Genomic DNA, 17,698 nt, shown 5'->3' on the forward strand with positions numbered 1-17,698 from the left:
GTCGGGTTCGGCTTTCGTCCTTGCCGTAGCAGTTGCAGGGCCAGACGCACAGTGCCATGGAGGTCGAGACGCAGGCGTTGCAGCTCTGAATCCGGGCGCGGCCATACAGCTTGCCCAGATCCTCGACGTCAATCTCCAGATCCTGCGGAAGTTCTCGTTCCATGCGGAGCGCCAAAGCGCGGGCCTTGCTGATCGTTCAATCCGTGTGGCCGACCGGCGTACCGCCGGGCCGGATGCTCCGCGCCGGCTCTTCCTCTTGCCCGTCCGGCCCAGTCTTCTTCAGAACGCCGGCGATGGTGCGGGGCTGCGGCGGGTCGTCCCCGGCCGGCCAGCCTTCCCGTTGGCGCCTGCGGTCGCCGTCGGTTTCCTCCGTCTGGTCGTGGAACAGCACCACCCGGGTCGGGAACGGCAGGTCGATGCCGGCTTGGCCCAACTGGTCCTTGATGGCGGCGATGACATCGTGGCGGACCCGCAACACCTCATGCTGGCGCGCGTCGGTCCACCAGCGCGCGCGGATGTTCACCGTGGAGCCGGCCAACTCCACCGCCAGCGCCTCGGGCGGCGGATCGTCGCGCACGCCGTCCACGCCGCGCAGAGCGTCCAGGATCACGCCCGCCGCCCGCCGCACGTCGTCGCCGTAGCCCACGCCGACGTCGTGCTCGCTGCGGCGGATACCGTAGGCGGTGTTCACCGTGACGGCGTTGGTGAAGATCTCGCCGTTGGGCACGAAGACCCGGCGACCGTCGTAGGTCTTGATCACGGTGGTGCGCGTCTCGATGCCCTCGACGGTCCCCTCGAAGCTCTTGAAGACGATCTGATCGCCGATGCGGAAGGGCTGGCGCAGCAGGATCAGGATGCCTGCCAGGAAGTTCTGCAGGATGTCCTTGAAGGCGAAGCCGATGGCGACGCTGCCGATGCCGAGCAGGCCCAGCAGATCGACCGGCTTGACCGAGGGGAACATGATCGTGACGGCCACGAGCAGTCCCAGGAAGCGCAGCCCCCACTGCGACAACCGACCGAGCACAAGCCCGACGTTGCGCGCGGGATGTCGTGCCGAGGCCCGGAGAATTCCCATCCGCACCGCCCACCCGATGCCCCAGAACAGCAGGAAGACGACGCCGCCGATAGCGAATTTCGGAAGGAACGCCATGGTCCAGTCCACGATGCCGTCCAGCGACGACAAGGTGGTGGACAGGTCCGCGTCCACCGCGTGTTCGACTTGCGCCATGCGGCCTCGCAACGTGGGCGTTTTCGGGGTTGGGGCACCGGGCAAACTCGGTTCGCACCGGTTGGGTTCCCTGGACCGGGATGGTCCCGACGGTCAGCTGGATGGTGATGGCACGTAGACGGCTACGGCGCCCGGACGGACCTGGAAGCGGACGGGGGTGGCCGTCGCGATGCCGCCGTCTGTGTTGACGGCCAGCGGCTTGCCCGTACGCACCTCCAGCTCCGTGCAGGCGAAGGAACGGACGCCGCGCCATTCGGCCTGTTTGCCCCGGCGCAGCGCGGGCAGCACGGCGAGCAGCTCCAGCCAGTGCCGAGGTTCAAGGCTGTAGACGTGCAGCAGGCCGTCGTCGGGTTCAGCCTCCCACGCGACCGTCAGGCCGCCGCCGTGATGCCGTCCGTTTCCGACGCTCACCTGCAGCGTCCGGACCCGCTCGACGCGTCCATCGTACGCCAAGTCCGCGGAGAACCGCCGCAAGCCGGCCAGGCGACGCACGGTCGCGAGGGCGTACGCCAGAACGCCCCAGCGCTTCTTCATCCCGGTCGAAAGAGCGTCGGCCAGGTCCGTTGCGAAACCGACGCTCGCCACGTTCCAGAAGAGGTGCCCGTTGGCCACGCCGAGGTCGAGCGTGCGCGTGGTCCCGTTCAGAATCACGCGGGCGGCGGAAACCGGGTCCGCCGGAATGCCGAGCGTGCGCGCCAGATCGTTCGCCGTCCCAAGCGGCAGGATGCCGAGGGGCCGACCGCTGTCCACCACCGCTTCGGCCGCGGCGTTGAGCGTTCCATCGCCCCCGCCGATGACGATGCAATGGACGTCACCCGCGCGTTCCCGGATGACGTCGGGCATGGCGTGCTTTTTCGGGAAGACGTGCGCTTCGACGTCCATTCCGCCGGACCGCAGGGCTGCCGTGACCTCCGTGAGGTCGCATTCTCCGTTGCCCGCGTGGCGGTTGACCAGCAGCAGGGCGCGGCGCGGCGGCGCGGGGTGGGCGGCGGCCTCGGGGAAATCCGCGCTGGGGGAGCCGGCGTTCCTGTCTGCGGGCATGCGGGCTCGCCCTTAGAAAAATGCTTCGCCCGCCAAAAATGCGAGCACCAGGAAGATCAGAAAGATAACCAGCGCAATTCCGAACAGGACTTTCGCCACGCCGGCCGTGGCCGACGAGACCCCGGTGAATCCCAGGGCTCCGGTGATCAGCGACACGACGAAGAAAATCAGTGCCCACTTCAGCATGGCATCCTCCCGCGCGGTCGTCCGCCGCCTTTGACGGAACTCCGCCGGTCCCCGATCGGTTCCGCGCCACGGTTGCCGCGAAGAGGGCAAGGTTGCGCGACGCGCCCGGTCCCCTCCCGAGAGTTTCTCGGAAGGGCGGGGTGGCGGCGCGCACCCGACCGTCACGTCGGCGCTGACGCGGCGCCCACGCTCGGCGCTCCGTCGATCAGCGCCGATTCAGTGAGACCATGCTGTCGTCGTAATGGAACTCGGGCATGGCCTTGACCTGATCAAGGGTGATCCCGGTGAGCTGCAGACGGTCCGAGCCCGGCATGGGCTTGAGCTTCGACGCGTCGATGGCAACCTGCTTTTCGCCAATTCCAAGGAATCCACCCCGGGCGAAGATCACCTTCTGCGCGCGCTTGCTCTGTGGATCGATCAGGACATCCTCGATTTCACCAAGCTGCTGGCCGTTCTCGCCAACCACGGTCTTGCCTTGAAGATCCTCTGCGGGAATGAGCTGGTCGCCAGACTGCTGCGCGTTCGCCTGCCGCTGCCCATTGGCCGGTTGCTGCGAAGACGAATTCGGCGGGTTCTGCGCGTCCGACTGCGCCTTCTGCTGCACGGCCACCTGGGGTTCGCCGCTCTGCTGCACGGTCACCTGCGGCTGGCCGGTCTTCTGAACGGTGACCTCGGGCTTCGCCTGCTGCACGGTGACCTGCGGCTGAGGTTGCTGCACAGTGACCTGCGGTTGCGACTGCTGAACGGTGACCTTGGGCGGTGGCTGTTGGACGGTCACCTGCGGTTGCGGTTGCTGAACCGTGATCTGCGGCGATGACTGCTGGACGGCGATCCGGGTCCGGTCACCGCCGGGCTGGCTGGCGGAGGATTGACCGGCGGCGGCCTGTGTCGAACGCTCCACATCCGTGATGACCAGCGCGATCGCCTCACGAGCGTTCCGCACGGCGTCGGCGCCATCCTTGCCCAGCGCCTGCTCGGCACGCTGCAGGTCCTGCATGACGGTTTGGTTTTGCCCGCCCTGCTGCTGCATCGCCTGCCGGACCTGCTGAAGCGCCTGGCTGGCCTGCTGCTTGGCTTTCTCGATGTTCTGCTGCTGGTTCTGGCCATCCTGCTGGGCCGTGGCCTGCTGAAGCTGCTTTTCGGAATCCCGGAGTTGCTGAAGCGCTTGCTGAAGCTGCGGCGATTGCTGCTGGCTTCCTGACGCCTGCGCCTGCGTCGCTTGGCCCGATTGGGCCGGCTTCCCGGAGGGCTGGCCCGACGGCTGGGCCATCACCGCGGGCGCAGCCAAGCCGATGGCGAGCGCCGTCGTAAGCAGAAGCTTACTTCGCATTGTTCTTCTCCCATGATGATTATGATCAGCGCCGTTTTGCGCCGTTCCATGCAAGGGCCAACTCATTTATCGAATCATGGTTCCCAAAATATCCAGCCATCATGATGTTGATGAAAGAGCGTGATATTTGCGAGTTCATTCATATCTGCTGCGGTACGGAGTAGAATTCTTCTTTTTGAATTGCGCGCGTCAAGCACCGTTCGGAGAACGATGCAACGATCACCCGGCGGACGCTCGCCCGACACTGGATTGCCGATACCGGATGGAAGGCCCCGGTGCCGGGCATTGGAGTGGGCTGGCTGCTGGACGGCGGCGGGCCTTCATGGGCGTACCTCATGGCTCGTCAGGTCGGACGGGTTCTCCGAGCGTGTCGGTTCCGCGGGGTTGTCCGGATTGCTGGCCCATTCGTTGGGGCGCGGCACCGGCTCCCCCTGGAGGTCGGGCGGCGCCCGCCACACCCCTTGCAAGGCGTTCCAAAGTTCGGACATCTTGACCGGCGCGCCGATCGGGTCGGGCGGTCGCGTTCCCTGCGGGGTTGGGTTCGGCAGTTGGCTCGCCCGCACGTCGGGGCTGTTCGTGACCCGCTGCGCCTTGTCCTGACCGGACGGCGAGGGGGCGGTCTGCGCCAGCGCGGGAAGCGCGACCAGCACCAGAACCATCCACAAGATCGCGGATTTCCCAGGCATGTGTCCTTCCTTCCGGAACGGGTGAATCGCCCCGCTCACCTCGACGGATCGGGACGGGGCGGCATGTCCCGGCCAACTTTCCCGCGCCGTCGCGGTTCCCCGCGGTTTCGTCCGGCCCCGCCTCCTGGGAACCGCTCCGCCGAAGCCGGAGTTGGCTTTCGCGACGAACCCGCTGCGAGATTGGTCTCATGCCCAAGCATCATACGCCCGTCACAGCCGCAGTTCCGTTGGGCTCGCCGTCACCTTGCGGCGGTGCCCGCGGACCGACGGTCACATCCGATGCCCCCCCGAACGGGCAGGCTCCAGACCCAATTCGCCGTTGTGCCGCCGTTCGGGAGGCCCGGATACTCAGGGCATGACCATGGGCGGAGCGGTTCTGGCCTTCTCGCTGGCGTACATCGGGATCCTGTTCGCCATCGCGTCATGGGGCGACAGAAAGGCGGGCGACCGCGTGGCCCGGCCCTATGGCGGACGCGCGAGCCCCATCCTCTATTCGCTGTCGCTCGCCGTCTATTGCTCCACCTGGACCTTTTTCGGCAGCGTCGGCATGGCCGCGTCCAGCGGCTACGGCTTCCTGCCCCTCTACGTCGGTCCGATTCTGCTCTTCGCGCTGGGCTGGCCGCTGCTGCACAAGGTCGTCCGCGCCGCCAAAGCCCAGAACATCACCTCCATCGCGGACTTCCTGGCGGCCCGTTACGGCAAGAGCCAGCCGGTGGCCACCGCCGTCACGCTCATCGCGCTGCTCGGCACCCTGCCCCACATGGCGCTCCAGCTCAAGGCCGTCTCGACCAGCTTCACGGTGCTCCTCCAGTATCCCGAGGTGGTCATGCTGGCGCCCCCGCCGGAGGCCCCGCTCTGGCGCGACACCGCCCTTATCGCGACGGTGGTTTTCACCGTGTTCGCCGTCCTGTTCGGAACCCGCCACGTCGAGGCGACCGCGCACAACCGCGGCATGGTCATGGCCATCGCCGTTGAGGCGGTGATGAAGCTGGCCGCCTTCGTCGGCATCGGCGTCTACGTCACCTGGGGCCTGTTCGACGGTCCCGCCGACCTCCTGGGGCTCGCGGTGGCGGAGCCGGGCCTGCGGCACCTGTTCGGCAACGGCATCGACGGCGGGAGCTGGATCACCATGACCCTGCTGTCCGGCCTCGCCGTCTTCTGCCTGCCGCGCATGTTCCACGTCGCCGTCATCGAGAACCAGGACGAGGGGGACATCCGGCTCGCGACCTGGCTGTTTCCCGCTTACCTCATCACCATGACCCTGTTCGTGGTGCCGATCGCCGCCGCCGGGCTGCTCCTGTTTCCGGCCGGCACCGTGGACCGCGACCTGTTCGTGCTGGCCCTGCCCATGTCGGGGCATCAGGAAGCCCTGACGATCATCGCCTTCGTCGGTGGGCTGTCGGCGGCAACGGGCATGGTGATCGTCTCGTCGGTCGCGGTCAGCACCATGGTCAGCAACGATCTGGTGGTGCCGCTGCTGTTGCGCCGCCACACCGGGGCCCCCGAGCGCACGGACATGCGGCGCCTGATCCTGAACGTCCGCCGCGCGACGATCCTCGCTTTGATGCTGCTGTCCTACGTTTACTACCGGATGGTCGGCAACACCCTTCCCCTGTCGCAGATCGGCCTGCTCAGCCTCGCCGCCGTGGCGCAGTTCGCGCCCCCGCTGATCGGCGGCCTGATCTGGCGCGGCGCCACCGGGGCCGGCGCCTTCTGGGGGCTGGTCGCCGGGATTCTGGCCTGGGGCTACACGCTGCTGCTGCCCTCCTTCATCGAGGTGGGATGGCTGCCGTCCTACATTCAAGAAACCGGACCGCTCGGGACCGGGCTGCTGCTGCCGCAACGGCTGTTCGGCCTGCGCCTGGACCCGTTTATCCACGGCGTCGTCTGGAGCCTGCTGGCCAACATTGCCGTGTATGTCGCCGTTTCGCTACGGACGACGCCCAGGCCCATCGAGAGCCTGCAGGCGAGGGCCTTCATCGACACCGACCCGCAATGGAGCCAGGCGGCGTCCGGCCTTCGGACCGGGTCGGTCACGGTCGAGGAATTGCGGGCGGTGGCCGTGCGTTACCTCGGCGTGGAGCGGGCGGAACGCTCGTTCGAGGAGCTGGCGTCCCAGGAACCGGCCGCACGCGGCGGCGGGGAGGCCAACCTGCGCCTGATCCGCCACACCGAGCGGCTGCTGGCGAGCGCCATCGGCGCCGCCTCGGCCCGTCTGGTCATGGCCCTGGTGCTGGAGCGGCACAGCGTCGGCAAAGGAAACGCGCTGCGGTTGCTCGACGACGCCACGGCGGCTATCCAGTACAACCGCGATGTCCTCCAGACGACGATGGATTCCGTCGCCCAGGGCATCGCCGTGTTCGACAAGGATCTGCGCCTGGTTGCGTGGAACCGCCGGTTCCGGACGCTGCTCGGCCTGCCGCCCCGGTTCGGCCGCGTCGGGCTTCCGCTGCGCGACATCCTCCGCTTCGGCGCCCGGCGCGGCGCCTATGGTCCGGGCCGGGAAGACGACCTCATCGCCCGGCAGATGGACGGCTTCGTTGCCAGCGTGGCCGGCGCGGTCGAGCAGCGCCGGCCGGACGGGACGGTCCTGGAGGTGCACACCTGCCCGATGCCGGGCGGCGGGTATGTCACCACCTACACGGACATCACCGAACGTGTGCGGGCGGCCGCGGCCCTGGCCGAGGCGAACGAGGAACTGGAACGGCGCGTGCGCAAGCGCACGGCCCAGCTCGCCCGCGCCAAGGCTGCGGCGGAGGACGCCAACCGCGACAAGACGCGCTTCCTCGCCGCGGCCAGCCACGATCTGCTGCAGCCGCTCAACGCCGCCCGGCTCTACGCGGCCAGCCTGCTGGACCGCCGGCCCGAGGAGGAGCTGGCGGGCAAGCTGGACGGCGCCCTGGCCGCCGTCGAGGATCTGCTGGGCGAGCTGCTGGACATTTCCCGGCTCGACGCCGGGGCGATCACGCCGGACCGTCGGAGCGTCCCGCTCGACCGCCTGTTCGCGTCGCTGTCGGTGGAGTTCACGCCGGCGGCCGAACGGCGCGGCCTGCGCTTGCGCATCGTGCCGTGCGACCTGAGCGTGGACAGCGACGGGCGCCTGCTGCACCGGATGCTGCAGAACCTGCTGGCCAACGCCATCCGATACACGCCGCAAGGACGCGTCCTGCTCGGCGCCCGCCGCTCCGGCGGCCACGTCATCATCCAGGTCTGGGACACCGGCGTCGGCATCGCGCCGGACAGGCAGACCCTTGTCTTCGGCGAGTTCCAGCGTTTCGCCGACGCCCCCGGCGTCGAGCACGGCCTTGGTCTCGGGCTGTCCATCGTGCAGCGGATCGGCCGCGTCCTCGACCACCCCGTGACGCTGCGGTCCACGCCGGGCCGCGGCACGCTGTTCAGCGTGCGCGTGCCACGCGGGCACGCGGCGCCCGCCGTCGCGGACGCGCGGTCCGCCGCGCCGTCAAGTCCGGCATTGGTTGCGGAACGCGCGGTGGTCCTGTGCATCGACAACGACCCCGGCATTCTCGACGGCATGCGAACCCTTCTCGGCGGTTGGGGGTGCCGGGTGCGGACCGCCACGGGCCTGAAAGAGGCGCTCGCCGCCCTCGGGGAGCGGCCGGATCTCATCCTCGCCGACGTCCATCTCGGCGATGTCCATCTCGCCGACGTCCATCTCGGCGACGGGCGCGGCGACGCATCGACGGACGGCATCGCCTGCGTGGCGGCGTTGCGCCGGCACCTCCGTGCCGACGTTCCCGCCGCCCTGATCACGGCCGACCGGTCGGAGGCGGTCAAGGCCCGGGCGCTGGAGGCCGGTCTGCCGGTGCTGACCAAGCCGATCCGCCCGGCGGCGCTGCGAACGCTGATGCGCCGCCTGCTCCTGTCCCGCCGAGCTGCGGAATGAGGAACGGCCTCACCGCCCGTCGGCGGCGCGGCGGATCATGTGCTGCGGCGCATCGGCTTCTTCGGCGAGCTGCCGCGCCAGGATTACCGCCTGGGTCCGGCTGATGACGCCGAGCTTTTGCAGGATCGCCGAGACGTGCGCCTTCACGGTGCCCTCCGACACCCCGAGTTCATAGGCGATCTGCTTGTTGATCAGCCCGTCGCTCAGCATCATCAGGACCCGCATCTGCTGCGGCGTGAGGCTGGCGATGCGGGCCGTGGCCGCCCTGTCGTCGGTGGCACACGGCGCCTCCGCGCCGGCAGGCACCCACAGGTCTCCCGCCAGCAGGGCGTCCAGCGCCGCGCGCATGTCCTCCGACGGAGCCGACTTCGGAATGTAGCCGGAGGCACCGGCATCCATGGCCCGGCGGATCACCCGCGGTTCCTCGTTGGCGGAAATGACCGCAATCGGCACGGCCGGATACTGCCCGCACAGGTAGATCAGCCCGGCAAACCCCTGCATGCCCGGCATGTTGAGGTCGAGCAGCACCAGGTCGGTGTCCATGGCGCCGTCCAGCGCCGCAGCGGTGGCGGCGAGCGTCCCGGCCTCGACGATGTCCGCGTTGGGCTCGGCCCGGAGGATGGCCGACCGCAGCGCGTCGCGAAACATCGGATGGTCGTCGGCCACGACGATGCGTCGGGTCATGCGGCGGTCTCCGTCTCGCCTCGTTGCGCCGTGCCCCGGCGTGTCGCCGTCGCGATAAACCAAAGTCAAATGGACGGCCCCCAGGGTCGGGCATAGCTTGATCAACGACTAGGAAACACCGCGCGCCGACCAAACCGCAGCACGCCCATGGGCTACCGCGGACGGGGCATCGTGCCCCGCGGCGTTGCCCGGAAACGGAACCGCATCGATGGAACGGCGACACTTCCTGACGGCCCTTGGCCTCGGGCTGGGCGGCGGCGCCTTCGCGACACCAGTGGTCGCGCAGAGCCGGCCGGAGATCCGGTGGACTATGGCGACGGCCTTTTCGGCGGACCTCGACATCCTGCAGGGCGGTGCCGAGTTCCTCGCCGGGCGTGTCGCCACGCTCACCGCTGGCCGTGTTAACATCGGCCTCGACCCGACCAGGAGCGCCGGCTCGGGCGCGCGCATTCTCGACGATGTGGGGACGGGTGCCGTCCCCATGGCGCTGACCGCCAGCTACAACGCCCTCGACAAGGAGCCGGCGCTGGCGTTCGACACCGCCCTGCCCTTTGGGCTCAACGCCCGTCAGCAGAACGCCTGGATGTATCACGGCGGCGGCCTCGCCCTGTTCCGCGAGTTGCTCGCCGACCACGGTGTGGTCCCCTTCCCGGCCGGCAACACCGGCTCCCAGCTCGGCGGCTGGTTCCGCCGGGAAATCAACACGGTCCAGGACCTCAATGGCCTGAAGGTCCGGGTGTCCGGCTTGGCGGGCGACGTGTTGAAGCGGCTGGGCGCCGCGCCGCAGAACACGCCGTCCGCCGACCTCGGCCGGGCGCTCGAACAGGGAACGCTCGACGCGGCGGCCTGGGTCGGTCCGCACGACGACCGGCGGCTCGGCCTGCACAAGGCGGCCCGCTACTGCTACTACCCCGGCATTCTGGAGGGCAACGCGCAGATCTCCTGCTACGTCAACCGGCAGGCCTGGGAACGGCTTGCGCCGGAGGATCGGGAGGCGATCGACGCCGCCTGCGCCGACGCCAACCTCTGGGTCACCAGCCGGTACGACGCGCTCAGCCCGGTGGCGTTGAAGCAACTGGTGGCGGAGGGCGCCCTGCTGCGCCCCTTTCCCCTGGACGTCATCCGCGCCGCCTACCGGGCGGCGGAGGAACAGCTGGACGCCCTGGCGTCGGGCAACCCGTGGTTCCGCAAAATCCACGACTCCTGGAAGCCTTTTCGCGACGACCAGCATCTCTGGTTCCGGATCGCCGAGAGCAGCTTCGATCGCTTCGCCTCCCTGCGCCCGGGTGACAAGGGCCGGAACTAGGAGGCACCCGCAATCCCTGCGCCAACCGACAAGGAGCGCATGATGACCCTCGACTTCAACCAAGAGCTCGTCCGCTGCATCCCGGAGATGGAACGCTACGCCCGGCGGCTGACCCGCAACGCCGCCGCGGCCGACGACCTGGTCCAGGATTGCCTGGAGCGCGCCCTGCGCAACCGCGACAAGTTCGAGCCGGGGACGAACCTGGAGGCTTGGCTCTGCACCATCCTCAAGAATCTCCACTTCACAAACTGGAAGCGGGAGCGCCGCGTTGCGACCGTCGAGTTGGAGGAGGAAACCATCACCACAGCGCCGGTGCAGGAGCACCGCATCATGCTGCGGGAGGTCGGCGAGGTCGTCGCGACGCTGTCGGCGGATCATCATGACCTGATCCGCCTCGTTGCGCTTCACGGGGACAGCTACCAGGACGCGGCCGTTGCCATGGGCGTGTCGATCGGCACGATCCGCTCGCGCCTGTCCCGCGCCCGGTCTCAGTTGCGCGCCGGCTGCGAAACGCGCCGGTCCCGTCGGCTCGGCCCGTCCGGACGGCCCCCGGCCGATCGGTCCGCGCCGGGCGCCGGTGACGCCTGCGCTCCTCAGGCCGTGTCCCCGGCGGCGCGGCGTTCGCCCACGATCGCGCCGCGGCTGGCGCCGGCCACACCTCAGGCAAAGGCGGGCGGTCCAGTGCGGGAGGTCTCCAGGCGGGATGCTTGTGCCCGGCGCCCTGGCGCGCTGCGCGGCGACGCGCGTGGCGCCGCTGCCCCACCGAGCCGGCACACCGCGCCCGCCGCTCCCGGTGTTTCCGCCAGCCGGGCCAGCCGCACCGGGTTGGCCCCGGAAGCCGGTACGGCCAGAACCATTCCCACGCCTCTCTTCAACCCTTCCGACGCCTGGCTGACGCTCCGGAACGTTGCGCACCGGGCGGATCCTGGACCGCCGAGGGCCGGTCCTGCACGCTTCCGGCACGCGCTTCCTCGGCTGTCCCCATGGCGGAACCGCTCCCCGCCGGGACTGCACACTGCGATGACGCAGCGAACGCTCCTTTCCACCTGCGTCGGCTTGGCCATGTTGCTCGTTGCGCAGCTGCTGGCCGGACTGTGAGCCGGCCAACGGTCGTCGCGCCCCGTGGAACCCAATCCCCGAACCCGAGTTGCAGCACGTGGCTGGCCCCGTGGGAGCCTGCCTGTGATGGCTGGAGCCGCAACCGAAGGCGGCTTCTGGCCGGATCGCGCTCTTTCGCCATACGTGGCGTGTCACAACCAGATGGCTGGCTTCATGTCGGTTCTGACGATCACGGTGTTGGCCGCAATGCTCCTGGCGCTGGTGCATGTCCTCACGCCATCGCTTCGTTTTCTCGAAGGAACGCCGCGGAGCGTATGGCTGTCCATCGCGGGCGGGGTTTCCGTGGCCTACGTCTTCATCCATTTCCTCCCCGAGCTTGCAGCCGGGCAGGAATCCGTCGGCAAGGCGGTCAGCGGAATCGGGCTCGCCGAGCGCCACGTCTATTTCATCGCGCTGGCCGGCCTTCTCACGTTCTACGGGCTCGACCGGCTGGCCAAGACGTCACGCTCCCGGCGTCAGGGTGAGCCCGTCGGCGGCGGTCGTGACGCGGAGAGTTCCGCGGACGCCAAAGCCAGCGGACAGGTGTTCTGGGTGCACATGGCCTCCTTCTCGGTTTACAACGCGCTCGTGGGCTATCTCCTGCTCCATCGCGAGGTGATGACGTTTGGGGCTCTCGCGTTCTTCACCATCGCCATGGCGTTGCACTTCATCGTGACGGACTACAGCCTGACCGAAGACCACAAATCCTCCTACCGGCATGTCGGGCGATGGATCCTGGTCGGGGCGGTGTTCGTGGGCTGGGCCATCGGTGTCGGGACCGAGGTATCGGATGCGGCGATCGCCGCGTTGACCGCGTTCCTCGGCGGCGGCATCGTGCTGAACGTCCTTAAGGAAGAAGTGCCGAGCGAACGCCGCAGCCGGTTCTGGGCTTTTGCTCTCGGCGTGATCGGCTACGCCCTCCTGCTGACCGCGGTGTGACGGCGCCCGGTCACGTCAGTGCCAGGGACTCGGCGAGGGCCGCGACCGCCACCACGAGGATCAGGACCGAGGCCAGTCGCTCCACACCCGACCAGCGCGCTTGCCGCCGGGGCCAGATTCTCGGGATTCCGGCCGTCCAGCAAGCGGAACGCTGCAACGGAGTTGGAATCCGCTTTTGGCCTATGCTCGTATCAATGTGATTCCAGCGCCCGCGTTCCAACAAATTCAGCCCGCCGGCGCCGCCCTTCTCTTCGATCAGACCAGGCCGGTCAACCTGGCCCTCGCCTCGCGACCGCGTTGCCGAAGGGTGGCGCGGTCGCGATCCTGGACAATACCGTGCTCGCCGGCCGCCTCGATGAGCGCGAGTTGGTCCAGCAACGGGCGCCGCTGCTCGTCGGTGCGGGTGTAGGGCGCCAGCCGCGCCACCCCTTCTGTCAGCCGGATGAGGACCGCGGGCATGGCGTTCCCAGCCTGCCGGATCTGGTCGAAGGCCGCCCGCACAAGCCCGTCATAGTCGGTCACATTGCGGACCACGCGCAGTTTCCCGTCGTCGTCGCAACGCGCCGCGGCCTCCAGTGGGCGCTCGAAGATTTGGGAGAGCGCCGACGAGAGATTGTCGATCACGGCGATGGCGGTGAAGACGTCATTGATGCCGGGCGAAAGCGCGCGGAGCGCAATCTCCACCAGCTGGCGGATGCCGTATTCCAAGTCCTGGGTCGGCGTCCGCTCGGCGCCGATGATGAAGGCCCCGCGGATGGCCTTCAGGAGCGCGTCGGAGCAGGCCTCCGGCGGATGCACGGCCACATGGTCACCGCGGGTCAGCACGTAATGGCCCGGCCGGACCATGATCCACAGCACCACCTCGGCGGAGCGCGCTTCGCGCACCAGCGTGTCGAAGTCGATGGCCTCAACGTAGCCGTCATGCCCCAGCCCGATCCAAACCGCGTCCTCCGGCGGTGGCACGGGCGCGGACAGAGGCGAATCCGCCCCCGGCAGCAGACGGTCTATGGTGGCCCGCAGCTCCCGCGTCACGTCGCGCACGACATTGTCGTACATGATCGCGCGGGCGAGCTTGTGCACGAAGAACAGCAGCACGAACAGGCACAGCGCCGACAGCCCCGTCCCGACGCTGACCGCCAGGTGCGGGATGCCATTGGTGGACGGGCCACCGATGCTGCGGAAGACGACCAGCAGGTAGAGGATCGTCGCCACGAACAGCCCCAGCACCGCCTGCGTCTGTGGGTCGCTGATGAAGTTGCGGACGAGGCGCGGCCCGAGCTGGCCGGCCGCCAACGTCAGCACCACGACCGTGATCGAGACGACCAGCGAAGTCATGGTGATGATGCCCGACAGCAGCGCGCCCATCAACTGGCGGGCGCTCTCCGGGTCGCCGCTGTAGACCAGCCACAGTTCCACCGCGCCGTCCGGCAGCAGGCCGCGGTGGGTCAGCAGCAGGACGGCCAGCGCCACCGCCGCGAGGCTCATCAGCAACGGTACGAACCACAGGCTTCCGCGCAGGAACGTCCAGTAGTGGCGCAGGCGGTCCGGCATGGTCCGTTCACCCGAGCGGCAGCGGCACGAACAGCGCGTTGTCCTCGCGCCGGCGCAGCAGGAGCACGCGGTCCCGGTTGGCTTTGCGCGCCTCGTCCACGGCCTTGGAGACGTCACCGGGGTCCGCCACCGCCTGCTGTCCGGCCCGCGTGATCACGTCGCCCGGCTGGAAGCCGGAGCGGGCGGCGGGGCTGTTCGGGGCGACCTGCACCACCACAGCGCCAGTGGTGTCGGCGTCGAGGGAAAATTCCTTGCGCAACTCGGGCGTCATCGGCGCCAGCGTCAGGCCGAGCTGACCGTCGCCCGGCTTTTGCTGCTGCGCTTGCGCCTGCTGTTGCGGTGGTTGCAATTCGGCGATGCGCACCTCCAGCGGGACCGGCTTGCCGTCGCGCTGGACCATGATGCGGGCGGTGTCGCCCGGTTTGCTCTGCGCGACCATGCGGGTCAGGTCGTGCGGCCCCTTGATGGGCTTCCCGTTGTATTCGGTGACGACGTCGCCGCTGGCCACGCCGGCCTTGGACGCGGGGCTGTTCTTGGAAACGTTGGCGACCAGCGCGCCCGTCGGTTGCTTGAGGTCGAGGGCGGTGGCGATGTCGGGCCCGACCGGCTGGATCGACACGCCGAGATAGCCGCGCGTGACGCGGCCCTTTTCGCGCAGCTCCGCGATGATCGGACCGGCCAGCGCGGAGGGGATGGCGAATCCGATGCCGATGTTGCCCCCGGACTGGCTGTAGATGGCGGAGTTGACGCCGATGACCTCGTCCTTCAGGTTGAACATGGGCCCTCCGGAATTGCCCCGGTTGATGGCCGCGTCAGTCTGCAGGAAATCGTCGTAGGGGCCGGCGCCGAGATCGCGCGCGCGGGCGGAGATGATGCCGGCCGTGACCGTGCCGCCAAGGCCGAAGGGGTTGCCGATCGCCACCACCCAATCGCCCACGCGCATGCCGTCGCTGTCGCCCCACGCGACGGTCGGGAGCGGCCGGTCGGGCTCGACCTTCAGCAGGGCGAGGTCGGTCTTGGGATCGGTGCCGACAATTTTGGCGCTCAGCTTGCGCTTGTCGGTCAGGGTGATTTCGACCTTGTCGGCCCCTTCGACCACGTGGTTGTTGGTGACCACGTAACCGGCCGGGTCGATGATGAAGCCGGACCCCAGCGACATGCCCGGCCCGCGCTGTTCCGGATGGGGACCGCCGCCCTCCGGGGCGCCCTGATGGCCCGGCATCTGCCGGCGCAGCAAGTCCTCCATGAAGTCGCGCAGCGGGCTGTCCGGCAGGATGGAGAAGGGCCCCGCCCCATCGCCGGAGTCGGACTGCGCGGTCTGGGCGGGCGGCGGCGCGCTGGACGCGGTGATGGTGACCACGGACGGAAGCTTGGACGTGGCGAGGTCGGCGAAGCTGGCCGGCAGATCGCGGGGCGGGGCGGCGGAAGTCTGGGCCGTCGCCGGGGCAACCGGCGCCAGCAGCAGGCCGGCGGCCAGGGCGAGGCCGAGGGCGCCTCCACGGGCCGGACGGACGGGCAAAGGCTCGAGTGTGCGGAACAGCAAGGAATTCACCATGACGGACTCCGTCATCGGGCATGCGAAGAGGGCGAGGGGACACCGTCCCCTCGCGGTTCACGATGGAGCGACGTCGACCTACTGCTTCGGTGTGCCGGATGACGGGTTGCTGCCCGACTGACTGCTGCCCGACTGACCGCTGCCCGACTGGCTGCCGGAGGCCGACGCCGAACCGCCGGACATGCTCGACGGCGGGTTGATCGTCATGAAGACCTGATTGCCGTCCTGGGTCTGGGCCTGCACCAGATAGGCCGCGTCGAGCACCTGGACGTTCTTGAATCCGGCCTGCTCCAGCTGCTTGCGCAGCTTGTCCTGGCTCATCGCCTGGATTTGCGAATGCGGCTGCGTGGCGGTCGCCCCGCTCTTCTGAGCGCTTCCGCTCTGTGAACTGGACTGCGCGAAGGCCGGCGCGCCGGCCGCCAGGGCAAGGCCGAGAACGGGAATGAGCAATGCGCTGCGCATGGGAAATTCTCCTTGTGGGTTGCGTTTCCTGCAGGGATGCCTGCGCTGGGCCAACTCGCCCGGGCCATCCCCCTCTCACGCCCCGGGGCCGCGCAAAGGGGGACGCCCTCCCCTGTTTCCGCAGCGTTCCCACCCTTTGAACGGGGAACCGCCGGTTCGAAAACGCCGTTGGCGCGCCCGAATCGTCATGTGGGGAGTGCCATGTTTTTCGACAGTTGGGCCGGACTTGGCCGTGTGCTGGTGGTCGGCGTGCTGGCCTATGCGGCGCTCGTCCTGCTGCTCCGGGTCTCGGGCAAGCGCACCCTGACCAAGCTGAACGCCTTCGACCTCGTCGTCACGGTGGCGCTCGGATCGACGCTCGCCACCGTGCTGCTGAGCAAATCGGTGGCCCTGGCGGAGGGCGTGCTGGCCCTGGCACTCCTCATCGTCCTGCAATACACGATCACGTGGCTGTCGGTGCGCTCGCCCCGCTTCCAGGCGCTGATCAAGGCGCAGCCGACGATGCTGCTGTACCGGGGCAACATCCTCCCGGCGGCGCTGGAGCAGCAGCGCGTCACCCGAGACGAGGTGATGGCCGTCCTGCGCGCGCAGGGAAAACACGACCTCAGCAAGGTGCTCGCCGTAATCCTGGAGACGGACGGGTCGTTCAGCGTGCTCTCCGGCGCTGGTGCCGATGACGACACGCCGACGCTGGAAACCGTTCGCCGGCCCTGAATGGATGCGCGTGGAAAGGGAAACCGCGCATTCCCAAGCTGCTCAAGGGAACTGCCCTGCCGTCGTCGAGTTGGCCCGAGAGAAAGACCTTAAAACGGCGCAATCGACAAGGGAGCACCGTCATGACGCGTACACTCTTCATCACCGTCACCGCCGCCGCCCTGACCCTCGGGATTCCGCTCGGCGCCAACGCCCAGAACCAGACGCAAAGCCAAGCGAAGCCGGACAGCGGCCCCCTGGCGTCGGCCAAGACCGTGTCCCTGGACCGTTGGAACTACGACGAGCTGTACAAGAACGGCTGGCGGGCCAACGAGCTGATCGACACGGAGGCCTACAGCCCCAAGGGCAACGAGATCGGCGAGGTCGAGAACATTCTGGTCGGGCCGGACGGCAACATCCGCAGCATCATCGTGGCGGCCGGCGGCTTCCTCGGCATCGGCGACGCCCATTTCGCGGTGCCGTGGAACAAGGTCCAGGTCAGCCCCAGGATGGAGCGGGTGACCGTCCCCATCACCGAGGCCAACTACAACGACTTCGACCTGTTCGGCGCATCCGGATTCGACGTGACGGCGAAGCCGGGCAGCGGCGTCCGCCGGGTCGAGGAGGGATCGGCGGGGAACGCCCAGCCGCGCGTCTGGCGCGTCTCGGAACTGATCGGCGACACCGTCCGGCTCAAGGACCGGGCCGACTACGGCTATGTCGATGACCTGCTCTTCGACCGGAACGGCAAGCTGACCGCCGTGGTGGTCGAGCCGCGCTTCACCGGCAACCGCGTCGCCGCGGGGCCCTACGCCGTTCCCTACTACGGCTACGGCGCCGGATTCGAGCCAGGGCTGGATTATTACGGCCTGCCCTACAGCTCTGCGGACGTGACCAACCTGCAGCGGTTCGACGAGAAGCGCATGACCAGCGCAACCACCGACCGGAATGCGGGCAACGCCGGCTCCAGCGGCGCCCAACCCGGCACGACGGGCCAGGGCGGCAGTGGCACCGGCCAGTAGGGCCGTCCGGGAG

At 68.7% G+C, this 17,698-nt stretch carries 15 protein-coding genes; 6 read left to right on the top strand and 9 right to left on the bottom strand.

Translation table 11 applies throughout. The features are described from left to right. Positions 1-196: 196 nt before the first annotated feature. From J2851_RS24000 to J2851_RS24020, 5 genes are all read right to left on the bottom strand, one after another. Positions 197-1,228 carry a mechanosensitive ion channel family protein gene (locus J2851_RS24000; protein ID WP_209769419.1) on the bottom strand — a complete coding sequence of 344 codons (1,032 nt, stop codon included), beginning with the start codon at positions 1,226-1,228 and terminating at the stop codon, positions 197-199. Between the two features lie 93 nt (positions 1,229-1,321). After that, a complete protein-coding gene (locus J2851_RS24005; RefSeq protein WP_209769421.1) occupies positions 1,322-2,269 on the bottom strand; it encodes a lipid kinase in 948 nt (315 codons plus the stop codon). A gap of 12 nt (positions 2,270-2,281) precedes the next feature. Next, positions 2,282-2,455 (bottom strand): DUF1328 domain-containing protein, encoded by a 174-nt coding sequence (locus J2851_RS24010; RefSeq protein ID WP_209769422.1) that lies wholly within the window; start codon positions 2,453-2,455, stop codon positions 2,282-2,284. 205 nt (positions 2,456-2,660) lie between these two features. Then, a complete protein-coding gene (locus J2851_RS24015) occupies positions 2,661-3,785 on the bottom strand; it encodes a PRC-barrel domain-containing protein (RefSeq protein WP_209769424.1) in 1,125 nt (374 codons plus the stop codon). A 320-nt stretch (positions 3,786-4,105) separates the two neighbouring features. Then, on the bottom strand, positions 4,106-4,471 hold the full coding sequence (locus J2851_RS24020; protein ID WP_209769426.1) for a hypothetical protein: 366 nt from the start codon (positions 4,469-4,471) through the stop codon (positions 4,106-4,108). Positions 4,472-4,826: 355 nt separating this feature from the next. Between J2851_RS24020 and J2851_RS24025 the strand changes: the two genes are divergently transcribed. After that, complete coding sequence (locus J2851_RS24025; RefSeq protein ID WP_209769428.1) at positions 4,827-8,375, top strand: PAS domain-containing hybrid sensor histidine kinase/response regulator; 3,549 nt, start codon at positions 4,827-4,829, stop codon at positions 8,373-8,375. A 9-nt stretch (positions 8,376-8,384) separates the two neighbouring features. On the opposite strand, the gene J2851_RS24030 is transcribed toward J2851_RS24025, so the two are convergent. Further along, positions 8,385-9,059 carry a response regulator gene (locus tag J2851_RS24030; protein ID WP_209769429.1) on the bottom strand — a complete coding sequence of 225 codons (675 nt, stop codon included), beginning with the start codon at positions 9,057-9,059 and terminating at the stop codon, positions 8,385-8,387. 208 nt (positions 9,060-9,267) lie between these two features. Here J2851_RS24030 and J2851_RS24035 point away from each other — a divergent pair, with 208 nt between their 5' ends. The 3 genes from J2851_RS24035 (at position 9,268) to J2851_RS24045 (ending at position 12,402) form a co-directional block, all read left to right on the top strand. Next, positions 9,268-10,365 carry a TRAP transporter substrate-binding protein gene (locus J2851_RS24035; protein ID WP_209769430.1) on the top strand — a complete coding sequence of 366 codons (1,098 nt, stop codon included), beginning with the start codon at positions 9,268-9,270 and terminating at the stop codon, positions 10,363-10,365. A 39-nt stretch (positions 10,366-10,404) separates the two neighbouring features. Further along, complete coding sequence (locus J2851_RS24040) at positions 10,405-11,463, top strand: RNA polymerase sigma factor (RefSeq protein WP_246500889.1); 1,059 nt, start codon at positions 10,405-10,407, stop codon at positions 11,461-11,463. An 87-nt stretch (positions 11,464-11,550) separates the two neighbouring features. Continuing rightward, a complete protein-coding gene (locus J2851_RS24045; RefSeq protein WP_209769431.1) occupies positions 11,551-12,402 on the top strand; it encodes a hypothetical protein in 852 nt (283 codons plus the stop codon). 255 nt (positions 12,403-12,657) lie between these two features. On the opposite strand, the gene J2851_RS24050 is transcribed toward J2851_RS24045, so the two are convergent. From J2851_RS24050 to J2851_RS24060, 3 genes are all read right to left on the bottom strand, one after another. Next, positions 12,658-13,953, bottom strand: coding sequence for a DUF2254 domain-containing protein (locus J2851_RS24050; protein WP_209769432.1), 1,296 nt, complete (start codon positions 13,951-13,953; stop codon positions 12,658-12,660). A 7-nt stretch (positions 13,954-13,960) separates the two neighbouring features. Next, positions 13,961-15,508, bottom strand: a complete 1,548-nt coding sequence (locus tag J2851_RS24055; protein WP_209769433.1) for a DegQ family serine endoprotease — start codon at positions 15,506-15,508, stop codon at positions 13,961-13,963. Between the two features lie 78 nt (positions 15,509-15,586). Then, entirely contained in the window at positions 15,587-15,970 is a 384-nt protein-coding gene (locus tag J2851_RS24060; protein ID WP_209769434.1) for a hypothetical protein, read from the bottom strand. Between the two features lie 201 nt (positions 15,971-16,171). On the opposite strand from J2851_RS24060, the gene J2851_RS24065 reads away from it, so the two are divergent. Both J2851_RS24065 and J2851_RS24070 read left to right on the top strand, forming a co-directional pair. Continuing rightward, positions 16,172-16,684, top strand: a complete 513-nt coding sequence (locus tag J2851_RS24065; protein WP_209769435.1) for a DUF421 domain-containing protein — start codon at positions 16,172-16,174, stop codon at positions 16,682-16,684. Positions 16,685-16,806: 122 nt separating this feature from the next. Then, positions 16,807-17,685: a PRC-barrel domain-containing protein gene (locus J2851_RS24070; RefSeq protein WP_209769437.1), complete on the top strand. Its 879-nt coding sequence runs from the start codon at positions 16,807-16,809 to the stop codon at positions 17,683-17,685. Positions 17,686-17,698 lie beyond the last annotated feature (13 nt).

It is taken from the genome of Azospirillum rugosum (genome assembly GCF_017876155.1).
In the GTDB taxonomy this organism is placed as follows: domain Bacteria; phylum Pseudomonadota; class Alphaproteobacteria; order Azospirillales; family Azospirillaceae; genus Azospirillum; species Azospirillum rugosum.